The sequence below is a fragment of the Halobaculum saliterrae genome (assembly GCF_009831625.1).
GTDB lineage: Archaea > Halobacteriota > Halobacteria > Halobacteriales > Haloferacaceae > Halobaculum > Halobaculum saliterrae.
Window position 1 is genome coordinate 300,865 of the sequence record NZ_WUUS01000001.1, and the last position, 26,985, is coordinate 327,849.

The following is a 26,985-nucleotide window of genomic DNA, read 5'->3' on the forward strand; positions in this document are numbered from 1 at the left end:
CGGCGACGCGTCGGCGAGCCGTTCGGTCGGCGGCGGCCGCGAGGCGGATGGCGGTCCGTCGCCGCGGTGACGCAAGCCACAAGCCCCCTCCACTCGAACTACGCACATGACGAATCCCCCCCGCACCGAGGAGGGCTGGTACGCGCTGCACGACTTCCGAACCGTCGACTGGGACGCCTGGCGCGCGGCGCCCCAGCGGGAGCGCGAGTCGGCCATCGAGGACGGCGTCGCGTACCTCGAGGAGCACGAGCGCGTCGTCGACGCCGAGGAGGGCGCCTCGGCCGTGTTCTCCGTGCTCGGGCACAAGGCCGACCTCATGATCGTCCACTTCCGCCCGACGCTGGACGCGCTGTCGGCGGCCGAGCGCCGCTTCGAGTCGACGGCGTTGGCGGAATTCACCGATCAGGCGACCTCGTACGTGTCGGTGACCGAGGTGTCCGACTACGTCTCGGACAGCTACTTCGACGACGACGAGGAGGAGACCGACGAGGGCATCCGCCGGTACATCGAGGGGAAGCTAAAGCCGGATATCCCGGACACCGAGTACGTCTCCTTCTACCCGATGAACCGCAAGCGGGAGGCCGAGCAGAACTGGTACACCCTCGAGTACGAGGAGCGCGCGGACCTGCTGTCGGCCCACGGCGAGATCGGGAAGCAGTACGCCGGGAAGATCAAGCAGGTGATCGCCTCCTCGGTCGGGTTCGACGACTACGAGTGGGGCGTCACCCTGTTCGGCGGCGACCCCGCCGACATCAAGGACATCGTCTACGAGATGCGCTTCGACGAGGCCTCGGCCGAGTACGGCGAGTTCGGGCCGTTCTACGTCGGCCGGCGCTTCCCGCCGACCGACCTGGCCGCGTACCTCGACGGCGAACAGGTCCCCACGAGCGAGCACGGCGGCGAGTCCGGTCACGGGGACTCCCATGACGCACACGGCGAAGGTGGTCATCACGGCGACGGGCATCCCGGCGGCCACGGGGACGACCATCACGGCGGACACGGCGAAGGCGATCACCACGGCGGAGACGACGGCGGCCACGGCGAGGGCAGCCACCACGGCGACGAGGACGCCAGCGATGCGGACGCCGACGAGGAGGCGTCGATCCGGTCGGAACTGGAGGACCTCGACATCTACGCGGGCAAGCCCCACGGCGAGGACGTGTTCGCGACCGTCCTCTACTCCGAGGCGGACGCCGACGAACTCTTCGAGGAGGTCGACGGCCTGCGGAAGAACTTCGACCACTACGGCACCCACGTGAAGACGGCCGTCTACACCGGGACGGAAACGGACCGTGCCGGAGTCGTGAGCATCTGGGAGACCGCCAGCGCCGCCGAGACGGCCGCGGGCTTCCTCTCGGAGCTACCCGGAATCGTCGAGCGCGCCGGCGAGGAGTCCGGCTTCGGGACGATGGGGATGTTCTACACCGTCAAGCCCGAGCACCGCGGGGACTTCGTCGAGAAGTTCGACGTCGTCGGCGACGTCCTCGACGACATGGAGGGCCACTACGAGACGGACCTGATGGTGAACCGCGAGGACGAGAACGACATGTTCATCGCCAGCCAGTGGGCCTCCCGCGACGACGCGATGACCTTCTTCCGGTCGGACGAGTTCCGGGACACCGTCTCGTGGGGCCGGGACGTGCTCGCGGACCGACCGCGCCACGTGTTCCTGGCGTGATACTGACTCCGGTCTCCGTCGGAAACCGCACGACAGCGTAGCCTCTATTCGGGGCTCCGAATATCCGAGTTGATGCTTGCGGACCGAGGTTTATACTCACCCTCCGAGACCGATCGACAATGACGGCCAACGAGGCCGCGGCCGACGCCGACGATCGACTCCGATCGCTGTACGCGGCGACGCGGGATCTCATGAGCGCGACCAGCCGGCCGGCGCTGTGTCGGACCGTGGTCGACGTGAGCGAGCGCGTCCTCGGCTACACGCTGACCGGCGTCCACCTCCGCGGCGACGACGGGCCGGGGCTGGTCCCTATGGCGTACCCCGAGTCCGTTCGCGAACGGTTCGACGACGACCCGCCGACGTACGTTCCCGGCGACGAGGTGTACGGGGTGTACGAACGGGACGATCCGCTTCGGCTCGGGGCCGTGTCCGAGCGCCGGTCGGCGTCCCACCGCGGGATCGTGGTTCCGATCCCCGATCACGGCGTGTTGATCGCCGGACGCGAGCGGGGCGGGGACGCCGACACCGCGTGTCTGGAGCTGGTCGAACTGCTCGGACAGCACGCCGCGGTGGCGTTGGACGCGATCGAACGCGAGTCCCGGCTGAACGGGCTCCACGAGACGACGAGGGAGCTGATGGAGGCACGTGACAGCGCCGCTGTCGCCGCGTCGGCGACGAACACCGCCCACGAGGTGCTCGATCTGCGCTCGAACGCGGTGTACCTCGCCTCCGGCGACGGCCGCCGGCTCGTCCCCGTGAGCGTGACCGGCGAGGCACGAGCGCTGTTCGGCGAGGTCCCGGCGCTGTCGACCGACTCGCTCCCGTGGCGGGTGTTCGAGTCGGGCGAGATGGTCCACCGGGAGGACGCACGGCTCTCGATCGGCGACGCGGCGGCCGAGTCGACGATCCGCAGCACGTTGATCGTCCCCCTCGGCGACCACGGCGTGTTCCTCGCGGGAAGCGAGTGTCCCGGTCGGTTCGACGAGAGCGACGTGGCGCTGACACGACTGTTCGCGGACACGGTCGAGGCGGCGCTGGACCGCGCCGAACGGGAGGCGCTCCTCCGCCGGCGCGAGGGCGACCTCGCCAGACAGAACGAGCGGCTCGACGAGTTCGCCAGCGTCGTCTCACACGACCTTCGAAACCCGCTCAACGTCGCACAGGGACGCCTCGAGCTGCTCGGCGACGACTGTGACAGCCCGCACATCGATCGGATGGAGACCGCCCACGAGCGGATGGACGCGCTCATCGGGGACCTGCTCGCGCTCGCACGCACCGGACGAAGCGTGGGTGACACCGAGCCGGTGTCGGTGGAGCGGACCGTCAAGGAGGTGTGGCGGACGGTCGACGGGACCGGGTCGCTCTCGGTCGCCGACGACGTCGGCTACGTCGAGGCCGACGCCTCCCGGCTGCAGGAGCTTCTGGAGAACCTCTTCCGCAACGCCGTCGACCACGCCGGGGACGGCGTCGACGTCGCCGTCGGGGCCCTCGACGGAGGATGTGACACGGCCGGTCGCGGTGCCGGCGAGTGCGAGGCCGGCGGCGACGGCGCCGCCGGTCCCGACGCTCCGTCCGGGTTCTACGTCGCCGACGACGGTCCGGGGATCCCCCCTGAACGGCACGAGGCGGTGTTCGAGCGCGGGCACACGACCGCCGACGACGGCACGGGGTTCGGCCTCGCGATCGTCGAGGAGATCGCCGGCGCCCACGGCTGGTCCGTCCGCGTGGCCGAGGCCGACGCCGGCGGCGCGCGGTTCGAGGTCGTCGTCGACGAATAGAGCGGAGTGAACGTGAACGGGTCCGGCGATACCTCTCCGCAGTATGCGGGTTTCGAGCCGAAGTGAAGGGGTCGTCAGCAGCGCGAGGACGGCGAGCGACAGCCGCCGGCGGACGGCCGTCGCGCGTGGCTCACCGGCGACGGAGGTATCCCGCGAGGCCGAACAGGCCGCCGATCAGGGTGAGCGCGGCCCAGCGCCCGCCGGAGACATCGCGGTCGACGGCGTCTCGGTAGACGAGCCACGCGAGCACGACGTGGACGGCGGCGGTGACGCCGGCGAGGCGGGCGAGCCGTCGGGCGTACTGCCGCGTGCGGTCGTCGGTCACGTCGCGGCCCTCAGTCGGCCGGCTCCGGCGGGAGCACGCCGGCGCCGCGGAGGTCGTCGCCGCCGACGGACGTGCGGAAGTCCTCCGGGTTCATGCCGTCGTCGCGGTCGATCCCGAAGTTCTCGGCGTACAACTCGTCGACACGCGTGCGCTCCTCGTCGCTGAGGCGGGGCGTGTCCGGCGCGGCGGCCCACTCGTCGATGTCGTCGATCGAGCGGAAGGTGGGGATGACGCTCGCGACCTCCTCGTCGTCGAGGAGGTACTGGATCGACGCCTGCCCCATGGTCCGCTCGCCGTCCCGTTCGAGGAACTCGATCGCCTCGATCTTCTCCCAGCCCGTCTCGAACCACGCCTGCGGTCGGTGCGCGCGGTGGTCGCCCTTGCCGAGTTCGGTGTCGGGGGTGACCTGCTTGTTGAGGAGGCCCGAGGAGTGCGGGACGCGGGCGATGAGGCTCGTGTCGGCGCCCTCCTCGCGGATCGTGTCGAGGAAGTGTCGCCCGGGCGTCTGCTCGAAGAGGTTGTAGACGGTCTGGACCGCGTCGAAGTCGAGCTCGACCGCGCGGTCGCCCTCGGCGAGCCAGCCGATCGAGGGGCCGAGCGCCCAGCCGAGCGCGTCGTACAGTCCCTCCTCGCGCATGGCGTACAGCTCCTCCAGCACATCGTCGGTCACCTCGTCGACGTTCGCGTTGTGGAGGAACAGCACGTCGAGGTACTCCATGTCGAGCCGGTCGAGGCTCCGCTCGACGGCGTTGCGGAGGTACTCCGGCGAGAGGTCCTTGGGTATCTCCCCGTGGCCGGCCTGCGCGTTGTTGTAGAAGTCGTATCCGACCTTCGTGCCGACGGTGACCTCGTCGCGATGCTCGCCGAGCGCCTCCCCGATGAGCTCCTCCGAGCGGCCGTGCCCGTACACGTCGCCGGTGTCGAAGAACGTGACGCCCTCGTCCAGCGCGTGCTGGACCATGTCGACGGCGTCCTCGTCCGAGCGGTCGCCCCACCAGTCCGTGCCGACGACCCACGCACCGAAGGCCACCTCGCTCACTTCGACGCCCGAGTCGCCGAGTTCTCGGTACTGCATACACCGAGGTTGGCACCGCCGCCACTTATCCGACCCGGTTGTCGCGTCGGCAGGGCGGAAACGGCGGACGGTCGCCGCGTCGCGGCGTCTCCGTTTTCGGTCGTTGTCGCTCGCGGGGAAGGCGGGGCCGAACCGCAGTCGGTTCCTCGCACGCCGCGGGTCGGCGCCGACTTCGCATATCCGAACCCCTATGACTCGTCGCGGCGAATCGGGCCGGTATGACCAAGCGCCACGTGTCCCTCCCGGCCGAAGCGGACGAGGGGGTCACGGCCTTCATCGAGCAGGTGGACGCCCGGCTATCGTCCGATGAGGACACCTGCGAGGTCGTCCGCGAGACGCTCGTGGACCTGTTCGGCGACCGCGACGCCTACGAACGGTGGCAGGCCGGCGGTGACGTGACGCCCGCCGAGCGCGTCCGGCTCCAGGGGTACGACCCGTGTAACGCGACGCTGGAGTCGGAGTACTACGCAGAGAAGGACGAGGACCGGTACACCCGCTCGAAGCACCTCCAGTGGCTGTGGCGACAGTTCGACGCGACGCCGATGGCCGACAACATCGCGTTCGCGCTCCGCTTCCGACAGATGCTCGCGAACCACCTGTTCGCCGACGCCGGGGACGACCTCCGGCTGTTCAAGGGGATCACGTTCACCTACGGCCACAACATCGAGATCGGCGACAACACCGTCGTCCACGACGACGTGCACCTCGACGACCGCGGGAAGCTCACGATCGGCGACCGCGTCTCGATCTCGGACTCCGCACACGTCTACAGCCACGACCACGACGTCGTCGACCAGACGCACGTCGACAACTACCACACGATCATCGACGACGACGCGCGCGTCACCTACGACTCGATGATCTCGGCGGGCTGCCGCGTCGGCAGGAACGCCGTCGTCGGCGCGAAGGCCACCGTTCAGGGCGACGTGCCCGATCACCACATCGCGGTCGGCTCGCCCGCCCGGAGCATCCGCGTGAAACCCGGGTGGGAGTCCGTCGCCGACCCGGTCGAGGACAAGTTGACCAACCGCGCCGACGAGCGGCGGGTCGAGTTCGATCTCCCCGACGACCTCGACGTCTTCGACGAGTTCCAGCGCGACCTCACGCCGCCGGACGGCGTCGACGCGCCCGACGCCGAGTGAGCGGGGAGGCCTCGACGGACCGCGAAGCGGTCCGAACGGCCGAACCGACCCACGACGGAAGCGAGGCCTCGCTACCGCCGCCTCACTCCCGGTCCTGAGGGACCGTCACGACCGGCACGTCGGCCCCGCGCAACACGAGCTGGAGGACGCTCCCGAGCACGACCTTCCCGGCCGGCGTCCGCCGGCTCGACCCGAGTACCGCGTACGTCGGCTCCAGTCGGTCGACCTCGTTGAGGACGCGCTCGGCCGGGTTCCCCTCCAGCACGTGGACGGTCACCTCATCGGGGTCGGCGACCGCGTCCGCGACGATCGATTCCACGGTCCGCTCGGCGTCGTCGAGGTTCCTCGCGGACGCGGCGTGGATCACCACCGCGTCCTCGCCGAGCCGCGACGCCAGCTCCACGCCCGCCGCGGCGACCGTCTCGCTTCCCTCCTCACCGTCGATGGCAGTCAGTACTGTCATACACGGGAGATTTCGTGTCGGTGAACCGTCAGTCCGTCCGATGAGTCCCGCTCATTGAGAAGGACCGACTGCGGGTGGATCCTCGGGGCGATCAGTCGAACACGCACGTCTCGACGTTCACTCACTCACGCCCGCGGGTCCCGGTCCGGACCTGGATACTCCCCGTCTCCCACCTCCGGATAGAGCTTCTCGGCGTCGAACAGCGCCGCGAACGCCCGCGGCTCGCGCACGCTCACCGGGAAGCGATCGTGGAGTCCCGCGCCCGCTCCGGGCGTCGTAAGTCGGTCGTCGAACGACAGCACGTGCATCGCGCCGCCGCGGAACGCCGACGCCAGCGCCGGGTGATCGCCGGGCGGCTGCGCGACCGGCTCGCGCCACTCGTCGATCCGCTCGCGCCAGTCGGCCGCGAGATCTGAGTCGGCAAGGGAAGCGATCACCGCTGCGGCGTCGTCGACGAGGGCGTCGCTGGCGACGAGCGTCGTCCACGAGTGCCCGCGTGGGCCGTCCAGCGCCTCGCGTGCGTCGCTGCCGACGAGGAGATCCGCCGCCAACACGTCCGCGTCGGCGACGATCCGTGCCGGCGAAGGGTCGGCCGGATCCGGGACGTCGTCGGTGTCGTCGCCGGGGCTGTCATCCGCGTCGCCGGCTCCCTCGCCCGCGGTATCGCCCCCGCGGTCATCGGCGTTGTCGCCGTCCGTCCCGCGCTCGCGCCGCTCGGCGAGCGCCGCCCGAATCGCTTCCTCGTCGACGCCGAACCCCTCGGCCCGCTCGAACAGCGCGGCCCACGTCTCCATATCCGATCGAGAGTCTGTGAGACAAAAAGCGGAGCCGTTTCCCTCAGGTCGCCGCGAGGCGTCGCCGGACGGCGTCGACGCCGACGCCGAGGAGGAACGCCGCGCCGACGTTCCACAGGAGGCCCACACACCCGACGAGCGCGACCAGCGCGAGCGCGCGCCGGCCCTCCACGTCGACCGCGCGGCGGCCGAGGTGGACCGCGACGACGACGAGCAGCACCCCGAGGACGGCCATCGGGAACGCCGCGACGACGCCCGCGAACGGGACGGCCGCGAGGTAGAGGCCGCCGAGCACGAGGTTCGCGCCCCCGGTGCGGGCGCCGAAGGCGTGCTTGCCCGCGAGGCCGCCGGATCCGTGACACATGGGGATCCCGCCCAGCGGGACCGCCGAGAGACACATCGCGCCCATGCTCCCCGAGAGCCGGTCGGCGGACACGTCGGCGTCGTACAGATCCGACAGGAGGAGGCTCGTCGCGACGGCGGCGTTTCCGACGGTCATCGCCAGTTGGCCGGTCGTCGCCGAGAGCGCGTCCGCCGTGAGTGCGGGCGCACCGGACGGGAAGACCGCGAGGGCGGGAAGCGTCGCCGCGGGAACGCCGGCGTCGGCGACGGCGAGCGCGAGACCGACGCCGAGGACCGCGAGCGCGGCACCCCGTCGGTAGCCAGCCAGCGCGACGACGCCCGCGACGCCGACGGCCGCGATGGCGAGGGTCGGGTCCGCGACGCCGAGGTCCACGCCGGCGCGGAGGAGCAGCAGCGCGACCGCCAGTTGGATCCCACGGATCACCGGCTCGCTCACGTACCGGCGGAGCCGGGAGAGCGCGCCGGTCCCCGCCGCGAGGAGGAGGACGACTCCCGCGAGGAGGCCGGCGGCGACGTACTCGCCGGCGGAGATGGTGCCCGCCAGCGCCAGCCCCGCCAGCGCCTTCATCGGCTCGACCGACAGCGGGAGCCCGTAGACGAGCCCCCACACGACCTGGAAGACGCCGAAGAACAGCAGCGCGTGTGCCAACGAGACCGGGGTGAGCGCCGACAGACCGACGACTATCGGGAGGACCGTAACCGAATCCCCCAACGCACCGGTCCACTCGCCGGCTTCGAACCGGAGCTCGCGTCCGGTCCGAAATCGCTCCGATATCGCCACGTTCGAGAGTTGCCAGCGTTCTACTTGAGGCTGTCCGGAAACCGGTCGGGGCCACTCCGAACGTGTTCGATAACTATATTTAGTTACATTCCGGGATCGGTCCGCCGTCAGTACACCAGTTCCCCGGAGATGAACTTCCGCGTCCGCTCGTCCGAGGGGTCCTCGAAGATGGTCTCCGTGGGACCGATCTCGGTGAAGCCGTCGCCGAGCAGGACGCCGACCCGGTCCGCGATCCGCTCGGCCTGGTGCATGTCGTGGGTCGCGACGACGACCCCGATGTCCCGGTCGCGGGCCTCGCGGATCGCGTCCTCGATCAGCCCCGTGTTCCGCGGATCCAGATCGGAGGTCGGCTCGTCGAGCAGGAGGAACCGCGGCTCGTACGCCAGCGCCCGCGCGAACGAGACGCGCTGGGCCTCGCCGCCCGACAGCGAGTCGGCCTCCTGGTCGAGCGTGTCGCTCAGCCCGACGACGTCGAGCGCCTCCTCGACCGCCCGAGGCGTCCCGTTCGACCCGAGGACCGACCGGAGCCCGTCGCGGATCCGGTCGTTCCACCCGCGGCGGACCCGCAGCCCGTACTCGACGTTCCGGGCGACGGTGGCGTCGAAGAGGCTCGCGTCCTGAAACACCATCCCGACCCGTCGGCGAAGCGCCAGCCGCCGGTCCTCGTCGGCGTCCCACACCGAGTCGCCGTCGAGTTCGACGGTTCCGGCGTCCGGTTCGAGGGACAGCGAGAGCACCCGCAGCAGCGTCGTCTTCCCGACGCCCGAGGGGCCGATGATCGCCACGACCTCGCCCGGTTCGACCGAGAGGGACGCGTCGTCGACGACGGGCTCCCCGTCGTAGGCGTGCGAGACGTTCGAGAGCCGGATCATCGGTTCACCCCCGTGTCGCCCAGTCTGACGACGATCGCGTTGACCGTCAGCACGACCGCCACCAGCACCGCGCCGAGCACCATCGCGGTCTCGTAGCGCCCCTGACGGGCCTCCAGTTGGATGGCGGTCGTCAGCGTTCGCGTCTTCGAGACCCCGTCGGCGCCGGTGATGTTCCCGCCGACGATGAGGACGGAGCCGACCTCGCTGATCGCGCGGCCGAAGCCCGCGAGCACCGCGGTCGCGATGCCGTAGCGCGCCTCCTTGATCACGACCAGCGCCGTGTCGAGGCGGGTGCCGCCGAGCACGCGAGCGGCGTCGCGGACGTTGTCGCTCACGCCGGTGATGGCCGCGAGACTGATCGCCGTGATCGGCGGCGTCGCGAGCACGAACTGGGACATGATCATCGCCTCCTTGGTGAACACGAGATCCAGCGCGCCCAGCGGCCCCCGATTGGAGACGGCGAACAGGACGAGCAGCCCGACGACGACGCTCGGGAACCCCATTCCCGTGTTTATCACCGACTTCACGAACTGCTTTCCGGGGAAGTCGGTGAACCCCATCGCGAGCGCGGCCGGGATGCTGAACAGCGTGCTCAGCGCCACCGCGATCACGCTCACGTACAGCGAGACGTAGACGACGCTGGGAACGTAGCCGTCCCGAAACGGGAGATCGAGGAACCCCTGAAGCAGTCCGACGACCGGTTCGAGCGGCACGCTTACTCGCTGTCCGAGCTATTACTCCAGCCTTCCGGAACGTACTGCTGGAAGTTCGGGTCCTCGGAGACCGCCTCGGGGAAGAACAACTGTTCGCCGTTGACCTGATAGTTCGAGATCGCGTCCTGGGTTCCGGGGCTCGTGATCCAGCCGATGTACGCCATCGCGAGGTCGTAGTTCGCGTTCTCGTGCACACCGGGGTTGACCGCCATGATCCCGTACGGGTTCGCGAGGATCTCCGGGCCGTCCTCGATGGGACCCTGCACCAGAACGACGAGATCGATCTCCGAGCGCTGGGAGATGAACGTCCCGCGGTCCGAGAGCGTGTACGCGCCCTGCTGGGTGGCGACGTTCAGCGCCTCGCCCATTCCGGTGCCGGTCTCCTGATACCAGTCGCCGCCGGGGTCGACCCCCGCGGCCTCCCAGAGGTTCAACTCCTTCGTGTGGGTTCCGGAGTTGTCGCCCCGCGAGACGAACGTCGCCCCCGCGTCCGCGATGGTCGCAAGCGCCTCTGTCGCGGAGTCCGCCCCCTCGATTCCCGCGGGGTCGTCCTCGGGCCCGACGATCACGAAGTCGTTGAACATCAGATCGCGACGATTGATCCCGTAGCCGTTGCGCATGAACTCGTCCTCGAGCCCGCGGGCGTGGACCATCACCACGTCCGAGTCGCCGTTGCGGGCCGTCTCCAGCGCGGCGCCGGTCCCCTGCGCGACCGCGTCGACGGTCGCGCCGTACAGGTCCTCGAAGTCGGGGTGGATCTCGTCGAGCAGCCCCGTGTCGTACGTGCTCGTCGTCGTCGTGAGCGTCAGCGTCTCGCCGGCCACCCCGGGGCGCTGGTCGTCGCTCCGTCCGCCGCCGAGCCCCACACAGCCCGCGAGCGCGCCCGTGGCGCCGGTCGCCGTCGCGGCCAGAAACGCCCGCCTGCTCGCCGCCCCCTCGCGGCCGCCGGGACGTTGTTTCGACATGGAAACAACGATCGCCCACGACCGTATATACTTGTGGGAATCGGTTACCTCAAATCGTATACACACAAATTCGAAACCGTTTTTGATTTCAGCGCCCCGACAGCACAGCCGTGATCGAATAGAACCGCCGCACGCAACGGTTTTCCGCCGAGTCGCCGAACCGGTCGTCGATGCGATCGAACGACGGGAGCGACGGGGACGGGTCCGGCGGCGACGGCGGCGCGGCGGGGTTCGAGGCGAGTCTCGTCGCCGCCGGCGTGACGTTCGACGGACGCGACGCGACGCTGTTGCGCGCGATCGCGGACGCGGGATCGGTGAGCGGCGCCGCGAGCGAGCTCGGCAGGTCCCGGGCGCGGGCGCTCTCGCGGCTGGAGACGCTGGAGGACGCCTTCGGCGACCTCGTCGAGCGGCGCCGCGGCGGCGCAGACGGCGGGGGAAGCAGGCTGACGCGGGGCGCGAGGGCGCTGCTCGCGCGGTTCGACCGCCTCGCCGCCGCACTCGCCGGGACGGCCGGCGCCGCGGAGTCCGTGTTCGAGGGGGTCGTCGAGGGGCGGGACGGCGAACTCGCGGTCGTCGACACCGACGCCGGGTCGCTGCGGGCGCTCGCGGTCGGCGACCCGGACCCGGCGGCGGGCGACCGCGTGCAGGTGAGCGTCCGCGCCGACGCCGTGACGCTCCACGACCCCGACGGGACGCCCTCCGCGGACGCGACCAGCGCGAGAAACCGGTTCCCGGGCGACGCGATCGGGGTCGACCGCGGGGACGCCGTCGTGGATGTCCGCGTCGACGTCGGCGCCGAGGAGCCCCTCGCTGCGCTGGTGACGGTGGACAGCGCCGACCGCCTCGGGCTGCACGAGGGCGGTGCGGTGGTCGCCTCGTTCAAGGCGACGGCGACGCGGGCGACCCGGTCGAAGGCCGCCGGCGACGCGGACGAGCGGACCGAGTAGGGCTTCGGAACGGAACTCAGAACTCGGCGCGCAGTTCCTCGAACTCGGCGAGGCGGTCGTCGAGCGCCGCCCTCGCCTCGTCGTCGATCGGGCGGTGGGGCGAGCGGGCGTGCCCCGCCGGCGCCCCGCGCTGACGCATCGCGTACTTCAGTCCGGGGATGCCGTACTCGCCGGTGACGGAGTGATCCAGATCGACGCACGCGGCGGTGAGTTCGCGAGCGCGCCCGTCGTCGCCGGCCTCGTGGGCCCCGTAGATCGCGGTCGTCGCCTCCGGCGCGATGTTGGCGAGCGCGAGCACGCCGCCGGTTCCGCCGGCCGCGAGCGCCTGTCCGAGGACGCCGCCCGAGCCGACCATGAGGTCGAAGTCCGCGTCCGCGGTGCGCTCGCGGATCCGCTGGAACGCCGCGATGTCGCCCGAGGAGTCCTTCATGCCGGCCACGTTCGGATGCTCGGCGAGCCGGCCGACCGTCTCCGGGTCCAGACCCGTGTCGGTGAACACGGGGACGGAGTAGAGGTACACCGGGATCGGCGACTCGTCGGCGACCTCCCGGTAGTACGCCTCGAGCGTCGCCTGATCGTGGCCGTAGTAGAACGGCGTGACCACGAGCGCGGCGTCGGCCCCGACGTCGGCGGCGGACTCGGTCGCCGCGAGCGTCTCCCGCTTCCCGGGGCTGCCCGTGCCGGCCAGCACGGGCACCGAGGCCTCGTCGGCGACGACCTCGATCGTGCGGGCGCGCTCCTCGGCGGTCATCAGTTCGGCCTCGCTGTTCGACCCGCAGGGGACGAGGAAGTCGACCCCGCGGGACTCGACCCAGCCGACGAGGTCCCGCAGGGCGGCCTCGTCGAGGGCTCCGTCGGCGTCGAACGGCGTGACGAGCGGCGGTCCGGTACCGTGCATACGAGGTGGGTCGACAGCCCGCATCAAGAGCGTTCCCGTCGACTCCAGAGGACGCCCGTCGAGGGGCACGACGCCGCGGCCGGGATCGGGTCGTGCGGGCGTCTGACGCACCGCTTCCGTCTGACGCGTCTTTATGAGACGGGAGACGAAGTCGCCCGATGGGCGCGAGAACGTCCGCCGACGGCCGATCCCCATCGCGAACCGGATCGCGACGGCGCGTCGCTTCGAACGCCTCACACGCTCGATCCGGAATCCGCGCCGCGGGCGCGTGGACCCCCCGACGTTCGCCCGTCAGGGCTCCGCCCTGCCTCTTTCCCCCTCTCCGGACGGTCCGCAGACCGCCGAGCGACGGCTGCCTCGTCGTCGATACGCTCGATCGGCGACCGTCCCGTCGCTCAGCCCTCGAGCAGCGCCGTGCGAACGTCGTCGATGCGCTCGGTCTCGGCGAGCACGGCGAGTCGGTCGCCGGCCTCGACGGCGGTGCCGGGCAGCGGGATCGTCAGCGGCTCCCTGGCGCGACCGTGGGCGTACACGCGCCCCCCGTCGACGGCGAGGTCGTTGACGTGTCTGCCGATCACGCCGGAGTCGTCGTCGACCATGATCGTCACGAGCTGGAGCCGCTCGGTGAGGTCGCTGATGGCGTTGAAGTCGCCGCCGAGCATGGCGGTCTTCGCGCCGGCGGCGCCGAGACGCTCCGGGTAGATGATCTCGTCGACCGCGCGCTCGAACTCGTCGTAGATCTCCTCGTGGAAGTCCTCGGAGACGCGCATCACGGTCCGACAGTCGCTCAGCTCCGTCGCCTCCATGCAGATCTCGAAGTTCAGCTTCGGGTCGCCGGTGATCGCCCCGACCGCGTCGGCGTCGGCGACGCCGGCCTCGGCGAGCACCGACGGGTTCGAGCCGTCGCCCTCGACGACCCGGATCCCGCGGGACTGCGCGCGCTCGACCTTCACGTGGTCGTTATCGACGACTGTCACGTCGTGTCCCTCCTCGTCGAGCACCCGCGCGGTACGGGCGCCGACCCGGCCGTACCCCACGATGACGATGTCCATGTCATGCTATGCTACGTCATACCACATAGCGCTGTCGCCGAACGGGGCCGACGAAGCCCTCCCACGGAGCCCCCACGCTAACACGGGACACGTCTCGCTTTTGCGTCTCCGTCGCCTGCGTGTGGCTATGATGGCGACGACCCACGTCCTCGCGGGCGTGGTCGTCGGGCTCGGGACGCTGGCGCTCGTGCCGGAGGCCGGACCGGTGGTCCTCGCGGGGGCGCTGGGCGGGCTCGCGCCCGACCTCGACCTGCTGGGCGACCACCGGAAGGACCTCCACTTTCCGGGGTACGGCAGCGCCGCCGCCGCGGTGGCGGTCCTCGTCGCGGCGGCGGCCCCGTCGCCGGCGACGCTGTCGGTCGCGACGTTCCTCGTCGCGGCCGCGGTCCACGCCGTCTCGGACGTCGTCGGCGGGGACCTCACGCTTCGCCCGTGGGAGGCGACGGGGGATCGGGCCGTGTACGAGCACGTCCGCGGGAGGTGGCATCGGCCGCGGCGGTGGATCCGCTACGACGGCGCCCCGGAGGACTTCCTCGTCGGCGTCGCGCTCGCGCTCCCGGCGCTGGCGACGCTCGACGGTCCCGCCCGCTGGGGGATCGCGGGCGTGCTCGTCGTCTCCGCGGGCTACGCGCTCGTGCGTCGGTCGCTGGTCGACGCCGGCGAGCGCCTCGTCGCGGCCGCGCCCGACCCCGTGCTCGCGGCGGTCCCGGAGACGCTGATCGAGGACCTGCGGTGACGACCGGTCCACGGCCGGCAGCCTGATATCCGTCCGAGCGAGTGTTCAACCCAGTAGTGTCGTCTCTCTCGTCTTCGATCGTCACGGCCGGGTTCGACGCGCTCCCCGTCGAGATCGCCGTCATCTCGGCCGACGGAACGATCGTGCTGGTGAACGACGCCTGGCGTCGGTTCGCCGACGAGAACCACGGGAGCCATCCCGACTACTGGGTCGGTGAGAACTACCTGGAGATCGGAGAGCAAGCGTTCTCCGACCCGTACGCGAGCGATTCAATCGAGGGGCTCCGCGCGATACTCGGCGGAGTCGATGAACCGTTGCGGGTCGACTACCCGTGCCACTCTCCCGACGATCACCGGTGGTTCGCGCTCGAGGCCGCGGCGTTCACCCTGGACGGGGACCGGTACGCGCTCGTCGTTCACCACGATATCACCGCACAGAAGCTCGCCGAGCAACGGTCCGCGGCCCGAGAGAAGCAGTTGGAGACGCTGGTGGGCGTGCTCAGCCATGACATCCGGAACCCGCTGAACGTGATCGAGGGGTACGCCGACCTGCTGGCGGCGGAGATCGAGGGAGACGAACGTATCGACGCCATCCGGCGAGCCGCGCTCCGGATCTCCGAGATCGCGGAGGCGACGTTGGCGTTCACGGAGAGCGGTGCGCTGTCGACGGTCGAGCCCGTCAGAGTGTCCGACCTGGCGCGGGACGCGTGGGAGATGGTGGCGACCGCGGACGCGACGCTGACGGTCGAGCGAACGGCCACCATCCACGGCGACCGGTCGCTCCTCCTGCAGTTGCTCGAGAACCTCTTTCGCAACGCCGTCACCCACGCCGGCCCCGATCCCGCCGTCCGGGTCGGGTCGCTTCCGGACGGCTTCTACGTCGAGGACGACGGCCCGGGGGTTCCCGAGGACCTCCGCGATCGAGCCGTGGAGGCCGACTTCTCGACGGCCGGAACCGGCGGACTGGGGCTGGCGATCGTACAAGCGGTCGTCCAGGCACACGGCGGAACGCTGACGATCACGGACGCCGATGGCGGCGGCGCGCGCTTCGAGATCAGCGGCGTCGATGTCGCACCCGAACGGGCGACGCCCGAGTGACCAGCGGCGACGACACCGGCGACGGCGGTCTGGGTACTTTTTGCGCCGGCGTCCCCAGCCGACGGCATGGAGAAGGTATCCCTCGCGGACGGGTTCGACTCCTTCGAGGAGCCGTGGTCGCCGCGCCTCGCCGCCGAGTTGAACGGGCAGGCCGTGAAGCTCGCCCGCCTCGACGGCGAGTTCGTCTGGCACAGCCACCCCGACGCCGACGAGCTGTTCTGGGTGATCGAGGGCGGCCCGCTGGACGTCGAGTTCCGCGACGCCCCGACCGAGACCCTGTCGCCCGGCGAACTGCTCGTCGTCCCCGCGGGCGTCGAACACCGACCCGTCGCGCGCGAGGAGGCCGAGGTGGCGCTGTTCGAGCCGTCCGGCACCGAGAACACCGGCGACGCCGGCGATACGGGCGACGACCGGGCGAACGACGTGACGGAACTGGAACCGGGCGTGAGCCGAGGACGGATCGGCGTCGAGATCGGGGACGGTGAGAGCAGAAACGGCGGGGAGAACGACGAAGCCAGTCGGTGACACGGGGGCGAGAAGGCGCCCGGTAACATCGATGTCAGCGATCGGCTAAGTGGCCGGCGACCGTACCACTGGTATGGCAACAGACGACCACGACACCGAGGTACCCGCGGACCAGTCGGACGTCCCCGTGACCGCCGAGCGACCCGACGACAGCGTGCTGCGGACGACCGGCACCGACCACATCACGCTCATCGGGAGCAACGAGGAGGAGACGGTGAAGTTCTACCGCGACGTGCTCGGGATGCCGCTGGTGATGCGCCAGCCGAACCTCGACGCGCCCGAGGTGACGCACCTGTTCTTCGACAGCGGCGACGGGCGCATCATCACGTTCTTCGTCGAGGAGGACCGCGAGAACGCCCCCGGCCAGCGGCCCGGCGTCGGCGCGGTCCACCACCTCGCCTTCTCGATCGAGGCCGAGGAACTGCCCGAGATCAAGTCGGCGCTCTCGGAGCACGGCCACCGCTACAGCGAGTTCGACCGCGGCGCGTTCCACTCGCTGTACACCCGCGACCACAACGGCCTCACCATCGAACTCGTCGTCGACAAGTACGAACTGCCCGACGACCGCCGCGGCGAGGTGATGGCGCTCGCGCAGTCGAAGCGCGTCGCCGCCGGCGCGAGCTACGTCGACGACGAGCACATGGAGGCGGCCATCGACGAGCTCGGGCTCGACGTGGTGCGAAACGAGGTCCCCGACGCCGCGACGGGAACCGGGATCGACGGATAGGACCACTCGATCGAGAGATCGGTCGGTGTATCGATCACGGCCCCGCCGACTGCATACCGTTCTCGACCGGCACTGACCTCATCGTCCCCGAGCCGACTGGCTCGCCGCGGGCGGGCAAGCCGCCGCGCTCGACGAGATCTTAAGTAGCGAGAGTATCGCAGCCGATTTATCCGGACCGCATAGACTCAAATGAGTGTCATATTAGACAGAATATTTATAGGATCGGCTGGGTGGTACCGCCAAGGCACGCCGGCGGGGTCGCCGTCGGTCGATCCACTGACACATGTCCCACGAACCAACCTACGCGCCGGAGGAGGGCGGCGCGACCGGACGGAGGAGTCGGATCGTCGACCTGTTGACCACGTACGGCGAGCGCGCCGGAAACGCGCTCGTGTACAGCTCCGCGTATCTGGCGGCGATCGCGATGACCGAGGTGGCGATCGCGATGGTGTTGCTGTCGCTGCCGCCGAACCCGGCTCCCGTGGTCGTCGGACTGGTGACGTTCGCGGTGTACACGAACGACCGGGTCGCCGACGCGGACACCGACGCGGTCTCGGACCCCGATCGGTCGGCGTTCGTTCGGCGACACCGCGGCACCCTCTACCTGTTGGCGTCGGTGGCGTACGGCCTCGCCGTTGCGATCTCGGTGCTCGGCGGTCCCGTCGCCCTTGCCGTGACGCTGCTTCCCGGGGCGTTCTGGGTGGCGTACGCCGCCGACTGGGTTCCGAACCTCGCCCCGAGGCTCCGCCGACTGAAGGAGGTGCTCGTCGTCAACTCCCTCGTCGTCGCGCTCGCGTGGGCGACGACGGTGACCGCCCTTCCGGTCGCGTTCACCGACGCGGCGGTCACCCCGGCGACGGCAGTGGTGTTCGCGTACTTCCTGCTCCGGTCGTTCGTGGACACCGAGATCCCGAACGTCGGGGACGTCGAGGCCGACCGCGCGACCGACGTGGCGACGCTGCCGGTCGCGTTCGGCGTCCCGGCGACGCGACGGGCGCTGTACTGCGTCGACCTGTTCACGGTCGGTCTCGTCGGCGTGGCGGCGTCGACGGGCGTGCTACGGGCCGGACCCGCGGTCGCGCTCGGCGTCGGGGTGGCGTACTCGCTGGTCGTCACCGGCCTGCTCGGTCGCGCGGACGACGACGCGGTCGCGCTCGCCTCGGAGTGCGAGTACCTCGTCGTCGCGGCCGCGCTGGTCGGGCCGCTTCTCATCGCGTGAGCGGGCCGTCCCCCGATCTGCGGGATCGTCGCGCGGCGCGTGACGACGGAATTTATTACGGTTCCCCCCACAGCAGGAGGGGACGTGCTCTCGCCCGGAACGCTGACGGCGGTGATGCTGCTCACCGTCGTCGTGGGGACGACCGCCGCGCTCCTCGCGTGGCGCGAGCGACGGGAACCCGGCGCGGTTCCGTTGACGGCCATGTCGGCCGGACAGGTGTGGTGGTCGGTGTTCTTCGTCCTCGAACACCGGGCCGACACCCTCGCGGCGAAGGCGTTCTACTCCGACGTTCAGTGGGTCGGGGTCGTGGTGATCCCGGTCGCGTGGCTCCTGTTCGCGCTGGAGTACACGGGGCGGGATCGCTACGTCCGACCGCGGTACGTCGCGCTGTTGTCGGTCGTTCCGGTCGTCACGGTCGCACTCGCCGCGACGAACGACTACCACGACCTGCTGTATCTCGACACCGAACTCGTCACCGAGGGCGGCCGGCAGGTGCTCGATCGGGTCGGCGGTCCCTGGTACTGGGTCGTCACCGGCTACACCTACCTGCTCGGGTTGCTCGGGTCGATCCCCCTGTTGGGACTGGTCCGCAGCGACTCGCTCCCGTTCCGCGGCCAGAGCCTCGGGCTCCTCGTCGGGACGCTCGCCCCGTGGGCGAGCAACGTGCTGTTCCTCGCCGGCGCCGTCCCGGTCCCGAGCCTCGACCCGACGCCGGTGTTCTTCGCGGTGTCGGGCGTCGCGTACCTCGGCGCTATCACCCGCTTTCGCCTGCTCGGGACGAGCCCCTCGGCGAACCACCGCGCGCGACGGCTGGTGTTCGAGCGCATGCGCGAGGGCGCCGTCGTCGTCGACAGACACGACTACGTCGTCGACATGAACGAGCAGGCGGCGGCGATCCTCGACGTCGAGCCGCGGGACGTGCTCGGTGAACCGGCGGCCGAGGTGATCCCCCGGTACGAACACCTGCCGGAGGAGGGGCGCTCCTCACGCCACCTCACCCTCGGGGAGGGCCTCCGGAGCCGGCAGTACGACGTGACGGTGACGGCGGTCGCGGACTTTCACGGCCGCTCGCTGGGCGGGGTGATCTCCTTTCACGACGTGAGCGACCACCTCCGGCGTCAGCAGCGTCTGGAGGTGCTCAACCGCGTGCTCAGACACAACATCCGGACGGAGACGAACCTCATCTACGGGAACGCGGACCTCATCGACGCCGAGGGCGCGCACGTCGAGGCGGTGAAGGACGGCGCGATGCGGATCGAGGCGATCAGCGACAAGGCGCGCGACGTGATCGACATCTTCGAACGGGGCCGCCAGTCCGGGCGGTCGCTGACGCTGTCGGCGGTGCTGGAGGAGTGCGTCGAGGCGGTCCGCGAGGACCACCCGTCGGTCGCGGTCGACCTCGAGGTCGATCCGGGCGACGACCCCGCGGACGGCACGGCCGTCTCGGTCTCCCCGGTGCTCACCTCGGTGCTGATGAACGTCGTCGAGAACGCCGCCGAACACAACGACTCGGCCGACCCGTGGGTGGGCGTGCGGGCGACCTGCGCCGACGAGGGCGTGGAGATCAGGGTCGCCGACAACGGTCCGGGGATCAGCGACCACGAACGGGCCGCCCTCGAGCGGGGGAACGAGACGCCGCTGGAACACGGCAGCGGCCTCGGACTGTGGCTCATCGCCTGGGGGACTGAACTGGCCGACGGCGACCTGACGATCGACGACCGCGAGGGCGGCGGCACCGTGGTGACGGTGCGCGTCCCGCGGATCGCGTCGGAGGGGGAGTGACGGCGTCGTCGCCGAACACGCGAGGGACGACGCGGCGGCTGACGGCGTGAGAACGTGAGAAGCCTAGGGCGGGATTTGAACCCGCGCTCTCGTCCTTACCAAGACGGTGATACGTTTCGTGGCCTGAGAACGCCGATTTGACCGTCCTCAGCCAACACGTTTTTAGTGTGTCTTTCAGACCTCGTCGCCGTCCTTGTATTTGCTGTATATCCGGTTGCTGGCCGGGCTCCTCGTCAACTTAGTATTATCGCGCACCCCCTTCAAACACCGGGCAAGCAGTCTATCGGCCTGCTTGATACCACTAGCATCGACAACGTCTCCAATACCCATTCAAAGCTGCCGTAGTGGACTACTCCTCTATGTCGTCGATGACTACTTGTCGCTGTCCTGCCTGATCAGCTTTCCTGCCTGCACGAAGCAACTGGTTCAAAGCTTGTCGACAGTCCCCGCTTTTCTGTGCAACCTGAGAGGCAATCTCTTCTACTACTTCATCAGGTACTGTGCCGGGACGGAATGCCTGCTCAACACGCTTTTCCAGTATTTCGATCAGTTCCTGTGTGCTGTAAGGTTTGAACTGGAGTGTCTGGCAGTTCAATCGGCTGCGGCTGCGCGGATCTAACTTCAGCGTCGAGGGCTGCTGGTTTGACACCATTACAATACCTAACTGATTTTCACTGTCTTCGTTCAGCATTTGCAAGTCGTAGATGACTTCGGTTCGTTCCTGTAGTTGGTCGAACTCGTCTAATGCGACTGCTACTCCACGGTTCTTGCTCAACCATTCCTGTATTTTGGAGAGTAGTTCGTCGACCGGTTTTCCTTTCCGCGGTGCTGGATAACCCAGCTGAATCAATAACTCCGTCAACAAGGAGGGACGGGTGTTGTACTGCCAGCAATTGATGTAAACCGCTTTGGAGGTGGTCTCATCCTCCATCCGGTCGAAGACATGGCGTACACAGGTGGTCTTTCCGATACCGGCCGGACCATAGACTAACAGGTTCTCAGGGCTACGCCGACGCGTAACCGGTTTCACCGCCTCCACAATCCGATTTATCTCCCTGCGTCTTCCTACCGGTTTCTCCGGTTGAAAACCTGTACCGAGATAGGTTTCGCTTCTAAGTATACTGCGTCCGTCTTCTTGTTTTGATTCAAACGTTGCCAATAGAATACACCCCCTCGCAGTTTTCCCAGCGAGTAAATTCTACTCTGGATCAACCATATTCAAAAGAGAGGTCCGGCACCCCGGTTCACTTGATACCACTAAAACAAAGCGTTGTAACCGGAACTCGTGGAACACTCTCGGGTTTAAATAAATCAGTGATCTCCAGTCTTTTCATTTGAACCAGGGTATCGCTAAACCTGTGTAAAACAACAATTCACAAATCCTGTTTTGATGACACGTGAACTAATCTCCGACCTTGAGCCACTGCAACCAGAATCCGTTCCTGCAGACTTCGTCGACCGTGAGAACACGAAAACCGCTCTCTCCAACCTGATCGGTCCGGACAGCAGCAGAAATATTCATCTCCAAGGACCCAAGGGAACCGGTAAAACCCATCTCACACTTCTCCAACTCAACCAACTTGACCAAGCAAACACATGCTATATCGACTGTAAAAACAGTGATACACAGTACAAAACCCTGAGACAGATACTTCAATCACTAACCAAGGAACCCGTCAATACTGGGTACCACACATCCGACCTACAGAGAAAGATCGAGGAACGGACCGGAGCTGTACACACCGTGATTGTTCTTGATGAAATCGAATTCTTACTGGAGAACGACGGTGACAGCCTTCTCTACTTCCTCTCCCGAATGAAAAACCAATCCAAGGTCAACGTCATCACCATCTCCAACCAGAATCTGAATCTGCAAAAACAGGTAGAGGAAAGAACATTCAGCAGCCTCCAACCATACCCCATTCAACTGGAACCGTATACCGGCGAAGAGGTCTACGACATACTCCTTGAACGAGCACAGAAATCATTGAAACCCCAAACCGTTCAGAAATCAAGTCTAACCTACATCGCCTCAACAACCACCAACCCTCGACTCGGGATCCAATGGCTGAAAACCGCAGCACAACAGGCGGACAAAATCATCACCGAAACACACGTCCAACAAGTCCAAGAGAAAGCCGTTAACGAATACATCAACCAGATCCTCAGTTCTTTCACCGAACACCACCGGCTACTCTTCCAAGCAATCCAAGAGCTCGCAGAAGACACAGACACCAAAATACGGACCGGAGCCGTCTACAAACGTTACCAAGAACTCTGTCAATCCCAAGAACAGGAATCATTGAGCAACCGCCGTATCAGCGACCACTTAAAACAACTCGAACACCTCAACCTGATCAAAGCAGAATACCACTACGGCGGCAGCAAAGGTAAAACACGAGAAATCCGTCTCAAACAACCAACTCCATAGAAATTCAGCTATCTACAAACAGGACAGACACCTTCACGACCGACCTCAGTCCCAAAACAAAAACCGCATTCACCACATTCTACCAATTCTGTCTCAGTTGAAAACTGCGGAGACTCCGTAGGCGTACCTCCAAAATCAATTCCGCCAGTAGACTCAAACCCTATATCAGACAAAGCCTCTTCAAGCATCTCCTCAGCAAGATCATACAGCTCACCTTGTTGAACAGAATGCGCATATCCACGCTGTTCACCAGTCATAAACCGGTCTAACTCAGCAATAAACCCACAATAAGGACAACGCAGATTCCGGAAACCACTGTCCTCATATCTTTCTCTGTCAACAGTGAAACGTCCTTGACAGCGAGGACACTCCCTCCCAATCATTCCCCCGTCGTCGGGGAATTCGATCGAAATTTGTTTCGAGACTCTCATTGGACCTCCTCTGCGTCTTCCCAAGCACTATCAAATTTCTCCAAATCTGATTCTACATTTACTGGACGCATCTCACTGATGGTATGATGCTTCGTACCGGAATGAGCAAAGGTATGACCCCAAACCCAGCCTTCACTGCGATCAACAAACAGAAGCCGGTCGTGGAAAGGCCACTCACCACTCCGATAATCCAAGTATCGTAGCTCCGTGCCACCCGTCCGATCCTCGGATAACTGATTGAACTTCTCCCTATTCTCTTCATCAATTTCTTGGTCAGTACATAGGACCTTGATATCAACAACATCAGGTACGTCACACAACATTTCAGTATACAATTTGCCCTGAGCAAACGGGTCAACAACAAGAACTTCCTCTCCCGCTAACTCTACGATATCTCTGAAAAGATTGAATGCAGTCTCCTCATCACCCTTCTCAACTGAATACTGTGCCCACTGGGTCAACTCCTTTGAACGCGGAATCGGAATACCATCATCCCGATACTCCTCAAACATATTACGTCCCTGTGCCGTGATCTCAAGATAATCCCCGGCTTTATTTTCGATCAGGTCTTTTTGATTCAAATAATATATATTTACTTTGAACTCCTGTTCGTCTACATCCAGTTCATCGAGAATATCACTACGGCCAACACCGTAACTGGAACTGGTAATGTTCTCTCGATCATGGATATACAGTTTCCCCAAAATTACGTAACGAAGATCATCTTTCAAAATCGTGTCATACCCTTTTTCATCCAACCTCTCGATCCCGGCGGCAGTGATCTCTACAGAATTAATCGGGTTTCCGAGTCCACCTTTAGTTTCAACAAGCCGGTCATCATCCATCCGCGATAAATGATACACAACGTCCTCAACGTCAAAATTCAAGCTGTCACATATCTCTTCAAAACCAGCACGATAACGAATACTCTGACTATGTATCCTGTATACCTTGGCAAGAATCTCACGACGAATCCGTCCATCACTACCTGAGGCCATACAAGACCGACTATACATTATAATAATAAGAAACTAACCAACAATCAGTATACAGTAGAATTTTCCAGCAGAAGCCCGTCCGCGAGCGTTAGAATAGTTCGTCAAGCAGGTTTTCGCTACTTAATTCATCGATACTGCGGAGTAGATCTCTCCGTTCTTGTTCCAGCTCCTGTTTATCACACCAGTGCTGCTGCTTCTCGTTCCGTAGTTGCCGATAAAACAAGGTGATTTGATTCTTCAATTGGCTTCTTTCAGCAGCCTTTCCTCGTCTCTGCTTGTACAAGTCTTCTAATCGATTTTTGTACCAATCAAGTTTCGACTCCAGTTCGTCGACGACTTCCCTGTGTACCTGATTTCGTTCCTCTAACTGCTGTTCGATCCGCTTCAGTTCCTCTTCCAATCGATCCTGCTGCTGTTCTTTGCTCTCCTGTAGTAGCTCTTTCAGCTCAAGATCCCAGTCGTCATCCAGGTAATCCATAAAAAATAATTGGTATTAGGGAGTGTTACTGGTTATTCCTCGCCGGGTTGCAGTAGACTCCGGTATTCCTTTGCCTTCTCTCTGTAGAACTGGGGTAGTTGTTCGATCTCGTTGTCGGTCCAGTTCTGTACTTTTTTGAGTAGTTTGTCGGCTTCTGATAGTTCTCTTGGAGTGGCGCGTCCCATCACTGGTTTGGTGGAGATCTGAATCTTTAGATTGGGAAGGGTTAGGCGGTGTTGCAGATGCATTCGTGGCTTTCGCCTGCTAATTGGAGTACATGACTGTGGACGGCTTTGGCGAGTTCCAGCATTTTCCTGGCTCGTTCTTCGGTTGCGATTCCTTCTCTGTAGTATGTGTCTGATCGGTTGTTTCGCCAGAGGTTGGTGAGTTTGCCGGCGAATTCCTTGGTGTAGAGCCCTGCGTCTTCTCCCATCTGGTAGACGTTTTCGTGGTTGATGTATTCGTCTTCGTGAAGCAAGCCTGTGTCGAGAAGGTAGAACTGTATGGTTCGTTCTATCGCAGAGAAACTGGCTTCGATTACAACGGTGTAGTATCCGTCTTCTTGTTGGAGGAACTGTGCGGCATCGATCATGCGACATGCTTTCTTGAGTTGTAACAGGGTGGGGTCGTCGACGTCGAGTCCTTCTTCGAACTGGTTGCCTGGTCTTTCGAACAGGGTTGTGGCTTCGTCCAGTAGGTCTTCTACGTCGCTGTCGTCCATTTAGAAGACTGCCTCCTTGATTTCGTCCAGTTTACTGGTGGAGTGGAGTATGATGCCTTCTGAGAAGATCTGCTGTAGTTTCTCGCCGTAGTTTTCCGCAGACTCGACGGATTCTACTAGGAGTTGGATTTCGTATCGTTGTCCGTCGAACTTCTTGTTCTCGACTTCTTGTCTAAGGTCTTGGAGTGTGCGTCGGGATTCGAGGAGGTCGTCTTCCACGATTACTTGGATGTCGATGTCGCTGGCTCTGTCTGCTTCTCCTCGTGCGACGCTTCCGAACAGTATGATTCCAACAGTGTTGATGTCGGTTTGTTTTATTTGTTCGAGTAGTGTTTTGACGGGGTTTCTGAATTCTTTTTGAGGTATTTGGAGCAGTGGGTCGTCGGGTTTCTGGATTTGGTCTTGTTGGATCTGTATCAGTGAGCTTCGCCCTTGTTTTGTTTTGGTGATGAGGTGGAGGTTTTCTAGGATTTTGACGGCGTTGTCTACTGATTTTCCGCCGTGTCCTGTGGTTTCTCGTAGTTGTGTGATTGTGAATTCGGTGTGAGGGTTGTTGTAGAGCAGTTCGAGTATGTCGTCTGCTGCTTGGTATCGGAATACTTGTTTTTCGGGTAGGGGTAGTGGGAGGAACACACCCGAAGTTTCGTCACTCATAGTGGTACAAGTCACTCTTAGTGACTAAAGTTTTTATAGGTGATGGGAGAGTACTCAGTCTTCCAAACTTTTCAGCTTCTCCAAAACACCATTCTCCTCCAGTTCAGACAGACGCTCCAGTACTTCCTGCTTATCTTGTTTCTCCGCCTGCTTCTTGAGACTGAGAGGTCGCCCACATTTCCTGCATTGACTGTGCTCATTCTGATTCTCGGTACCGCAGAACGAACATGAAATCGGTTTATCCTCCTCTGAGTCGGTTTCAAGCCCGTACTGATCTCGGATCGCCTGGTTCACATCGTCGTTGTTCAAGTGGACATAGACCTTGGCTCGGTCGCTTCCAGGGGTCCAGCCAGCAAACTTGTTCAACTGCTCATACCCCATGAATGTCGCTACCTCTGTCAATCGGGTATGACGCAGGTTGTACGGACGACGCTTGGATTCAGGGATATCAGCCCGTTCACATGCTTTCTTGAAACGACGGAGGAAAGCAGCGTATTTCATCGGATCCGCGGCATCCGGTTCATAATTACAGTTGTCACTATGGGTTTGCGGAGTATCACCGCAGTTCCGGCAGGCTTGCTGTTCCAATTTTACCCATAGAGGAGCGTTCACATCCTCTATATCTCCGATCTCACCTCCCAACGGATGCAATGAAACCCATTCACGGAGAGCACGGCCAGACCGAACCAGTTGGTTTGTCCGATCAGGAGTACCTTTCAATCCTTCCAAGAAAATGAACTCGCCTTTCTCATTCACAGTGAAATCCCCTATGTTACGAGAAAGCAGTTCGCCAGGACGTGCTGCTGACTCGTACAGTACGTAGACCATTGCTCGGTCACGAGTGTTGTTAAAGCTGCTAAGCAGTCGTTTCAACTCCTCTTTCGTGAACAGGTCTTCCCGGGTAACAGAGGTGGGCTTACTGCTTTGATGGACTGAAAAGAATTGGACCTTGTCCGGGTGTTCTCCACTGTTTTCTACTTTGTACAGCTTCTTGATCGAGGCTCTGAACTTGTGCTTTGTAGGTTCAGCGTAGTCGCTTCGGTTGATATTAGCGACTAATTCCTTGAGTTCGGATTCGGAGGCACCACGGATTTTGAAATCATACGGTGCGAATTTTTTCAAGGCGGTCTTCCAAGCATAGATAATCCGTCGTTGCTGGCTGTCTCCTATTCCTTCGGCAGCACAGTGGTTGATAAGGCTGTTTACGGCTTGGTAGTTTTCTTGGCCGACTTCGTCTTCCAGTTTTTGAAGTGATCTATTGATATCGATGTATTCTGTAGTAGTCATGGTTGTGTTTCACGTCTCGAAGATGGAAGGAATGAGAGGAAACACACCACTTC

27 protein-coding genes and 1 pseudogene are annotated in these 26,985 nt (G+C 64.6%); 11 read left to right on the forward strand and 17 right to left on the reverse strand.

Going from position 1 to position 26,985, the window contains the following annotated elements; translation table 11 throughout:
* Window positions 1–106 precede the first annotated feature (106 nt).
* Window positions 107–1,678, forward strand: a complete 1,572-nt coding sequence (locus GRX01_RS01510) for a heme-binding protein (protein ID WP_159662715.1) — start codon at window positions 107–109, stop codon at window positions 1,676–1,678.
* Between the two features lie 119 nt (window positions 1,679–1,797).
* Entirely contained in the window at window positions 1,798–3,456 is a 1,659-nt protein-coding gene (locus tag GRX01_RS01515) for a sensor histidine kinase (protein ID WP_159662717.1), read from the forward strand.
* A gap of 130 nt (window positions 3,457–3,586) precedes the next feature.
* On the opposite strand, the gene GRX01_RS01520 is transcribed toward GRX01_RS01515, so the two are convergent.
* Complete coding sequence (locus tag GRX01_RS01520; protein ID WP_159662719.1) at window positions 3,587–3,781, reverse strand: hypothetical protein; 195 nt, start codon at window positions 3,779–3,781, stop codon at window positions 3,587–3,589.
* Between the two features lie 10 nt (window positions 3,782–3,791).
* Window positions 3,792–4,856, reverse strand: coding sequence for an aldo/keto reductase (locus tag GRX01_RS01525; RefSeq protein WP_159662721.1), 1,065 nt, complete (start codon window positions 4,854–4,856; stop codon window positions 3,792–3,794).
* A gap of 218 nt (window positions 4,857–5,074) precedes the next feature.
* Here GRX01_RS01525 and GRX01_RS01530 point away from each other — a divergent pair, with 218 nt between their 5' ends.
* Window positions 5,075–5,998, forward strand: a complete 924-nt coding sequence (locus GRX01_RS01530; protein WP_159662723.1) for an acyltransferase — start codon at window positions 5,075–5,077, stop codon at window positions 5,996–5,998.
* 82 nt (window positions 5,999–6,080) lie between these two features.
* Here the strand turns inward: GRX01_RS01530 and GRX01_RS01535 are convergent, their stop codons facing one another.
* The 6 genes from GRX01_RS01535 to GRX01_RS01560 form a co-directional block, all read right to left on the reverse strand.
* Complete coding sequence (locus GRX01_RS01535; protein WP_159662727.1) at window positions 6,081–6,461, reverse strand: universal stress protein; 381 nt, start codon at window positions 6,459–6,461, stop codon at window positions 6,081–6,083.
* A 125-nt stretch (window positions 6,462–6,586) separates the two neighbouring features.
* The gene (locus GRX01_RS01540; RefSeq protein ID WP_159662729.1) at window positions 6,587–7,255 is read right to left on the reverse strand and encodes a DUF7384 family protein; all 669 of its coding nucleotides are present in this window, start codon (window positions 7,253–7,255) and stop codon (window positions 6,587–6,589) included.
* Window positions 7,256–7,298: 43 nt separating this feature from the next.
* The gene (locus GRX01_RS01545) at window positions 7,299–8,399 is read right to left on the reverse strand and encodes a putative sulfate/molybdate transporter (RefSeq protein ID WP_321167851.1); all 1,101 of its coding nucleotides are present in this window, start codon (window positions 8,397–8,399) and stop codon (window positions 7,299–7,301) included.
* Window positions 8,400–8,506: 107 nt separating this feature from the next.
* Window positions 8,507–9,271, reverse strand: a complete 765-nt coding sequence (locus GRX01_RS01550; RefSeq protein WP_159662731.1) for an amino acid ABC transporter ATP-binding protein — start codon at window positions 9,269–9,271, stop codon at window positions 8,507–8,509.
* Window positions 9,268–9,984: an ABC transporter permease gene (locus GRX01_RS01555; RefSeq protein WP_321167852.1), complete on the reverse strand. Its 717-nt coding sequence runs from the start codon at window positions 9,982–9,984 to the stop codon at window positions 9,268–9,270. Before GRX01_RS01555 ends, GRX01_RS01550 begins: the two co-directional genes overlap by 4 nt.
* A gap of 2 nt (window positions 9,985–9,986) precedes the next feature.
* Window positions 9,987–10,949, reverse strand: coding sequence for a substrate-binding domain-containing protein (locus GRX01_RS01560; RefSeq protein ID WP_159662733.1), 963 nt, complete (start codon window positions 10,947–10,949; stop codon window positions 9,987–9,989).
* A 170-nt stretch (window positions 10,950–11,119) separates the two neighbouring features.
* On the opposite strand from GRX01_RS01560, the gene GRX01_RS01565 reads away from it, so the two are divergent.
* Window positions 11,120–11,896, forward strand: a complete 777-nt coding sequence (locus GRX01_RS01565; protein WP_159662735.1) for a TOBE domain-containing protein — start codon at window positions 11,120–11,122, stop codon at window positions 11,894–11,896.
* Between the two features lie 16 nt (window positions 11,897–11,912).
* On the opposite strand, the gene GRX01_RS01570 is transcribed toward GRX01_RS01565, so the two are convergent.
* Both GRX01_RS01570 and GRX01_RS01575 read right to left on the reverse strand, forming a co-directional pair.
* Entirely contained in the window at window positions 11,913–12,794 is an 882-nt protein-coding gene (locus tag GRX01_RS01570; protein ID WP_159662736.1) for a dihydrodipicolinate synthase family protein, read from the reverse strand.
* 395 nt (window positions 12,795–13,189) lie between these two features.
* Entirely contained in the window at window positions 13,190–13,846 is a 657-nt protein-coding gene (locus tag GRX01_RS01575) for a potassium channel family protein (RefSeq protein WP_159662737.1), read from the reverse strand.
* 127 nt (window positions 13,847–13,973) lie between these two features.
* On the opposite strand from GRX01_RS01575, the gene GRX01_RS01580 reads away from it, so the two are divergent.
* From GRX01_RS01580 to GRX01_RS01605, 6 genes and pseudogenes are all read left to right on the forward strand, one after another.
* On the forward strand, window positions 13,974–14,582 hold the full coding sequence (locus tag GRX01_RS01580; protein WP_201289470.1) for a metal-dependent hydrolase: 609 nt from the start codon (window positions 13,974–13,976) through the stop codon (window positions 14,580–14,582).
* A gap of 56 nt (window positions 14,583–14,638) precedes the next feature.
* Window positions 14,639–15,679, forward strand: a complete 1,041-nt coding sequence (locus GRX01_RS01585; RefSeq protein ID WP_321167853.1) for an ATP-binding protein — start codon at window positions 14,639–14,641, stop codon at window positions 15,677–15,679.
* 66 nt (window positions 15,680–15,745) lie between these two features.
* A pseudogene (locus GRX01_RS01590) lies at window positions 15,746–16,081 on the forward strand (cupin domain-containing protein); the annotation flags it as partial.
* A gap of 196 nt (window positions 16,082–16,277) precedes the next feature.
* A complete protein-coding gene (locus GRX01_RS01595) occupies window positions 16,278–16,931 on the forward strand; it encodes a VOC family protein (protein ID WP_159662739.1) in 654 nt (217 codons plus the stop codon).
* A 283-nt stretch (window positions 16,932–17,214) separates the two neighbouring features.
* The gene (locus GRX01_RS01600) at window positions 17,215–18,150 is read left to right on the forward strand and encodes a UbiA family prenyltransferase (protein ID WP_159662740.1); all 936 of its coding nucleotides are present in this window, start codon (window positions 17,215–17,217) and stop codon (window positions 18,148–18,150) included.
* Window positions 18,151–18,234: 84 nt separating this feature from the next.
* Window positions 18,235–19,932 (forward strand): histidine kinase N-terminal 7TM domain-containing protein, encoded by a 1,698-nt coding sequence (locus tag GRX01_RS01605; protein WP_321167854.1) that lies wholly within the window; start codon window positions 18,235–18,237, stop codon window positions 19,930–19,932.
* 349 nt (window positions 19,933–20,281) lie between these two features.
* Here the strand turns inward: GRX01_RS01605 and GRX01_RS01610 are convergent, their stop codons facing one another.
* Window positions 20,282–21,091 (reverse strand): Cdc6/Cdc18 family protein, encoded by an 810-nt coding sequence (locus GRX01_RS01610; protein WP_159662741.1) that lies wholly within the window; start codon window positions 21,089–21,091, stop codon window positions 20,282–20,284.
* Window positions 21,092–21,322: 231 nt separating this feature from the next.
* On the opposite strand from GRX01_RS01610, the gene GRX01_RS01615 reads away from it, so the two are divergent.
* Window positions 21,323–22,363, forward strand: a complete 1,041-nt coding sequence (locus GRX01_RS01615; RefSeq protein WP_159662742.1) for a Cdc6/Cdc18 family protein — start codon at window positions 21,323–21,325, stop codon at window positions 22,361–22,363.
* Between the two features lie 8 nt (window positions 22,364–22,371).
* Here the strand turns inward: GRX01_RS01615 and GRX01_RS01620 are convergent, their stop codons facing one another.
* The 6 genes from GRX01_RS01620 to GRX01_RS01645 form a co-directional block, all read right to left on the reverse strand.
* Entirely contained in the window at window positions 22,372–22,794 is a 423-nt protein-coding gene (locus GRX01_RS01620) for a hypothetical protein (RefSeq protein WP_159662743.1), read from the reverse strand.
* Window positions 22,791–23,792 (reverse strand): hypothetical protein, encoded by a 1,002-nt coding sequence (locus GRX01_RS01625; protein ID WP_159662744.1) that lies wholly within the window; start codon window positions 23,790–23,792, stop codon window positions 22,791–22,793. Before GRX01_RS01625 ends, GRX01_RS01620 begins: the two co-directional genes overlap by 4 nt.
* A gap of 88 nt (window positions 23,793–23,880) precedes the next feature.
* Window positions 23,881–24,270 (reverse strand): hypothetical protein, encoded by a 390-nt coding sequence (locus tag GRX01_RS01630; RefSeq protein WP_159662746.1) that lies wholly within the window; start codon window positions 24,268–24,270, stop codon window positions 23,881–23,883.
* Window positions 24,271–24,496: 226 nt separating this feature from the next.
* Window positions 24,497–24,991 (reverse strand): hypothetical protein, encoded by a 495-nt coding sequence (locus tag GRX01_RS01635; protein ID WP_233740805.1) that lies wholly within the window; start codon window positions 24,989–24,991, stop codon window positions 24,497–24,499.
* Window positions 24,992–25,645: a nucleotidyltransferase domain-containing protein gene (locus GRX01_RS01640; protein WP_159662748.1), complete on the reverse strand. Its 654-nt coding sequence runs from the start codon at window positions 25,643–25,645 to the stop codon at window positions 24,992–24,994.
* A 54-nt stretch (window positions 25,646–25,699) separates the two neighbouring features.
* Window positions 25,700–26,932: a tyrosine-type recombinase/integrase gene (locus GRX01_RS01645; protein WP_159662750.1), complete on the reverse strand. Its 1,233-nt coding sequence runs from the start codon at window positions 26,930–26,932 to the stop codon at window positions 25,700–25,702.
* Between the last annotated feature and the right edge of the window lie 53 nt (window positions 26,933–26,985).

Bases quoted from the DNA above. Each gene is read 5' to 3' on its own strand.
- GRX01_RS01510 (WP_159662715.1), top strand. From the start codon at position 107: ATGACGAATCCCCCCCGCACCGAGGAGGGCTGGTACGCGCTGCACGAC.
- GRX01_RS01515 (WP_159662717.1), top strand. From the start codon at position 1,798: ATGACGGCCAACGAGGCCGCGGCCGACGCCGACGATCGACTCCGATCG.
- GRX01_RS01525 (WP_159662721.1), bottom strand. From the start codon at position 4,856: ATGCAGTACCGAGAACTCGGCGACTCGGGCGTCGAAGTGAGCGAGGTG.
- GRX01_RS01530 (WP_159662723.1), top strand. From the start codon at position 5,075: ATGACCAAGCGCCACGTGTCCCTCCCGGCCGAAGCGGACGAGGGGGTC.
- GRX01_RS01535 (WP_159662727.1), bottom strand. From the start codon at position 6,461: ATGACAGTACTGACTGCCATCGACGGTGAGGAGGGAAGCGAGACGGTC.
- GRX01_RS01540 (WP_159662729.1), bottom strand. From the start codon at position 7,255: ATGGAGACGTGGGCCGCGCTGTTCGAGCGGGCCGAGGGGTTCGGCGTC.
- GRX01_RS01550 (WP_159662731.1), bottom strand. From the start codon at position 9,271: ATGATCCGGCTCTCGAACGTCTCGCACGCCTACGACGGGGAGCCCGTC.
- GRX01_RS01560 (WP_159662733.1), bottom strand. From the start codon at position 10,949: ATGTCGAAACAACGTCCCGGCGGCCGCGAGGGGGCGGCGAGCAGGCGG.
- GRX01_RS01565 (WP_159662735.1), top strand. From the start codon at position 11,120: ATGCGATCGAACGACGGGAGCGACGGGGACGGGTCCGGCGGCGACGGC.
- GRX01_RS01570 (WP_159662736.1), bottom strand. From the start codon at position 12,794: ATGCACGGTACCGGACCGCCGCTCGTCACGCCGTTCGACGCCGACGGA.
- GRX01_RS01575 (WP_159662737.1), bottom strand. From the start codon at position 13,846: ATGGACATCGTCATCGTGGGGTACGGCCGGGTCGGCGCCCGTACCGCG.
- GRX01_RS01580 (WP_201289470.1), top strand. From the start codon at position 13,974: ATGATGGCGACGACCCACGTCCTCGCGGGCGTGGTCGTCGGGCTCGGG.
- GRX01_RS01595 (WP_159662739.1), top strand. From the start codon at position 16,278: ATGGCAACAGACGACCACGACACCGAGGTACCCGCGGACCAGTCGGAC.
- GRX01_RS01600 (WP_159662740.1), top strand. From the start codon at position 17,215: ATGTCCCACGAACCAACCTACGCGCCGGAGGAGGGCGGCGCGACCGGA.
- GRX01_RS01615 (WP_159662742.1), top strand. From the start codon at position 21,323: ATGACACGTGAACTAATCTCCGACCTTGAGCCACTGCAACCAGAATCC.
- GRX01_RS01620 (WP_159662743.1), bottom strand. From the start codon at position 22,794: ATGAGAGTCTCGAAACAAATTTCGATCGAATTCCCCGACGACGGGGGA.
- GRX01_RS01625 (WP_159662744.1), bottom strand. From the start codon at position 23,792: ATGGCCTCAGGTAGTGATGGACGGATTCGTCGTGAGATTCTTGCCAAG.
- GRX01_RS01630 (WP_159662746.1), bottom strand. From the start codon at position 24,270: ATGGATTACCTGGATGACGACTGGGATCTTGAGCTGAAAGAGCTACTA.
- GRX01_RS01635 (WP_233740805.1), bottom strand. From the start codon at position 24,991: ATGGACGACAGCGACGTAGAAGACCTACTGGACGAAGCCACAACCCTG.
- GRX01_RS01640 (WP_159662748.1), bottom strand. From the start codon at position 25,645: ATGAGTGACGAAACTTCGGGTGTGTTCCTCCCACTACCCCTACCCGAA.
- GRX01_RS01645 (WP_159662750.1), bottom strand. From the start codon at position 26,932: ATGACTACTACAGAATACATCGATATCAATAGATCACTTCAAAAACTG.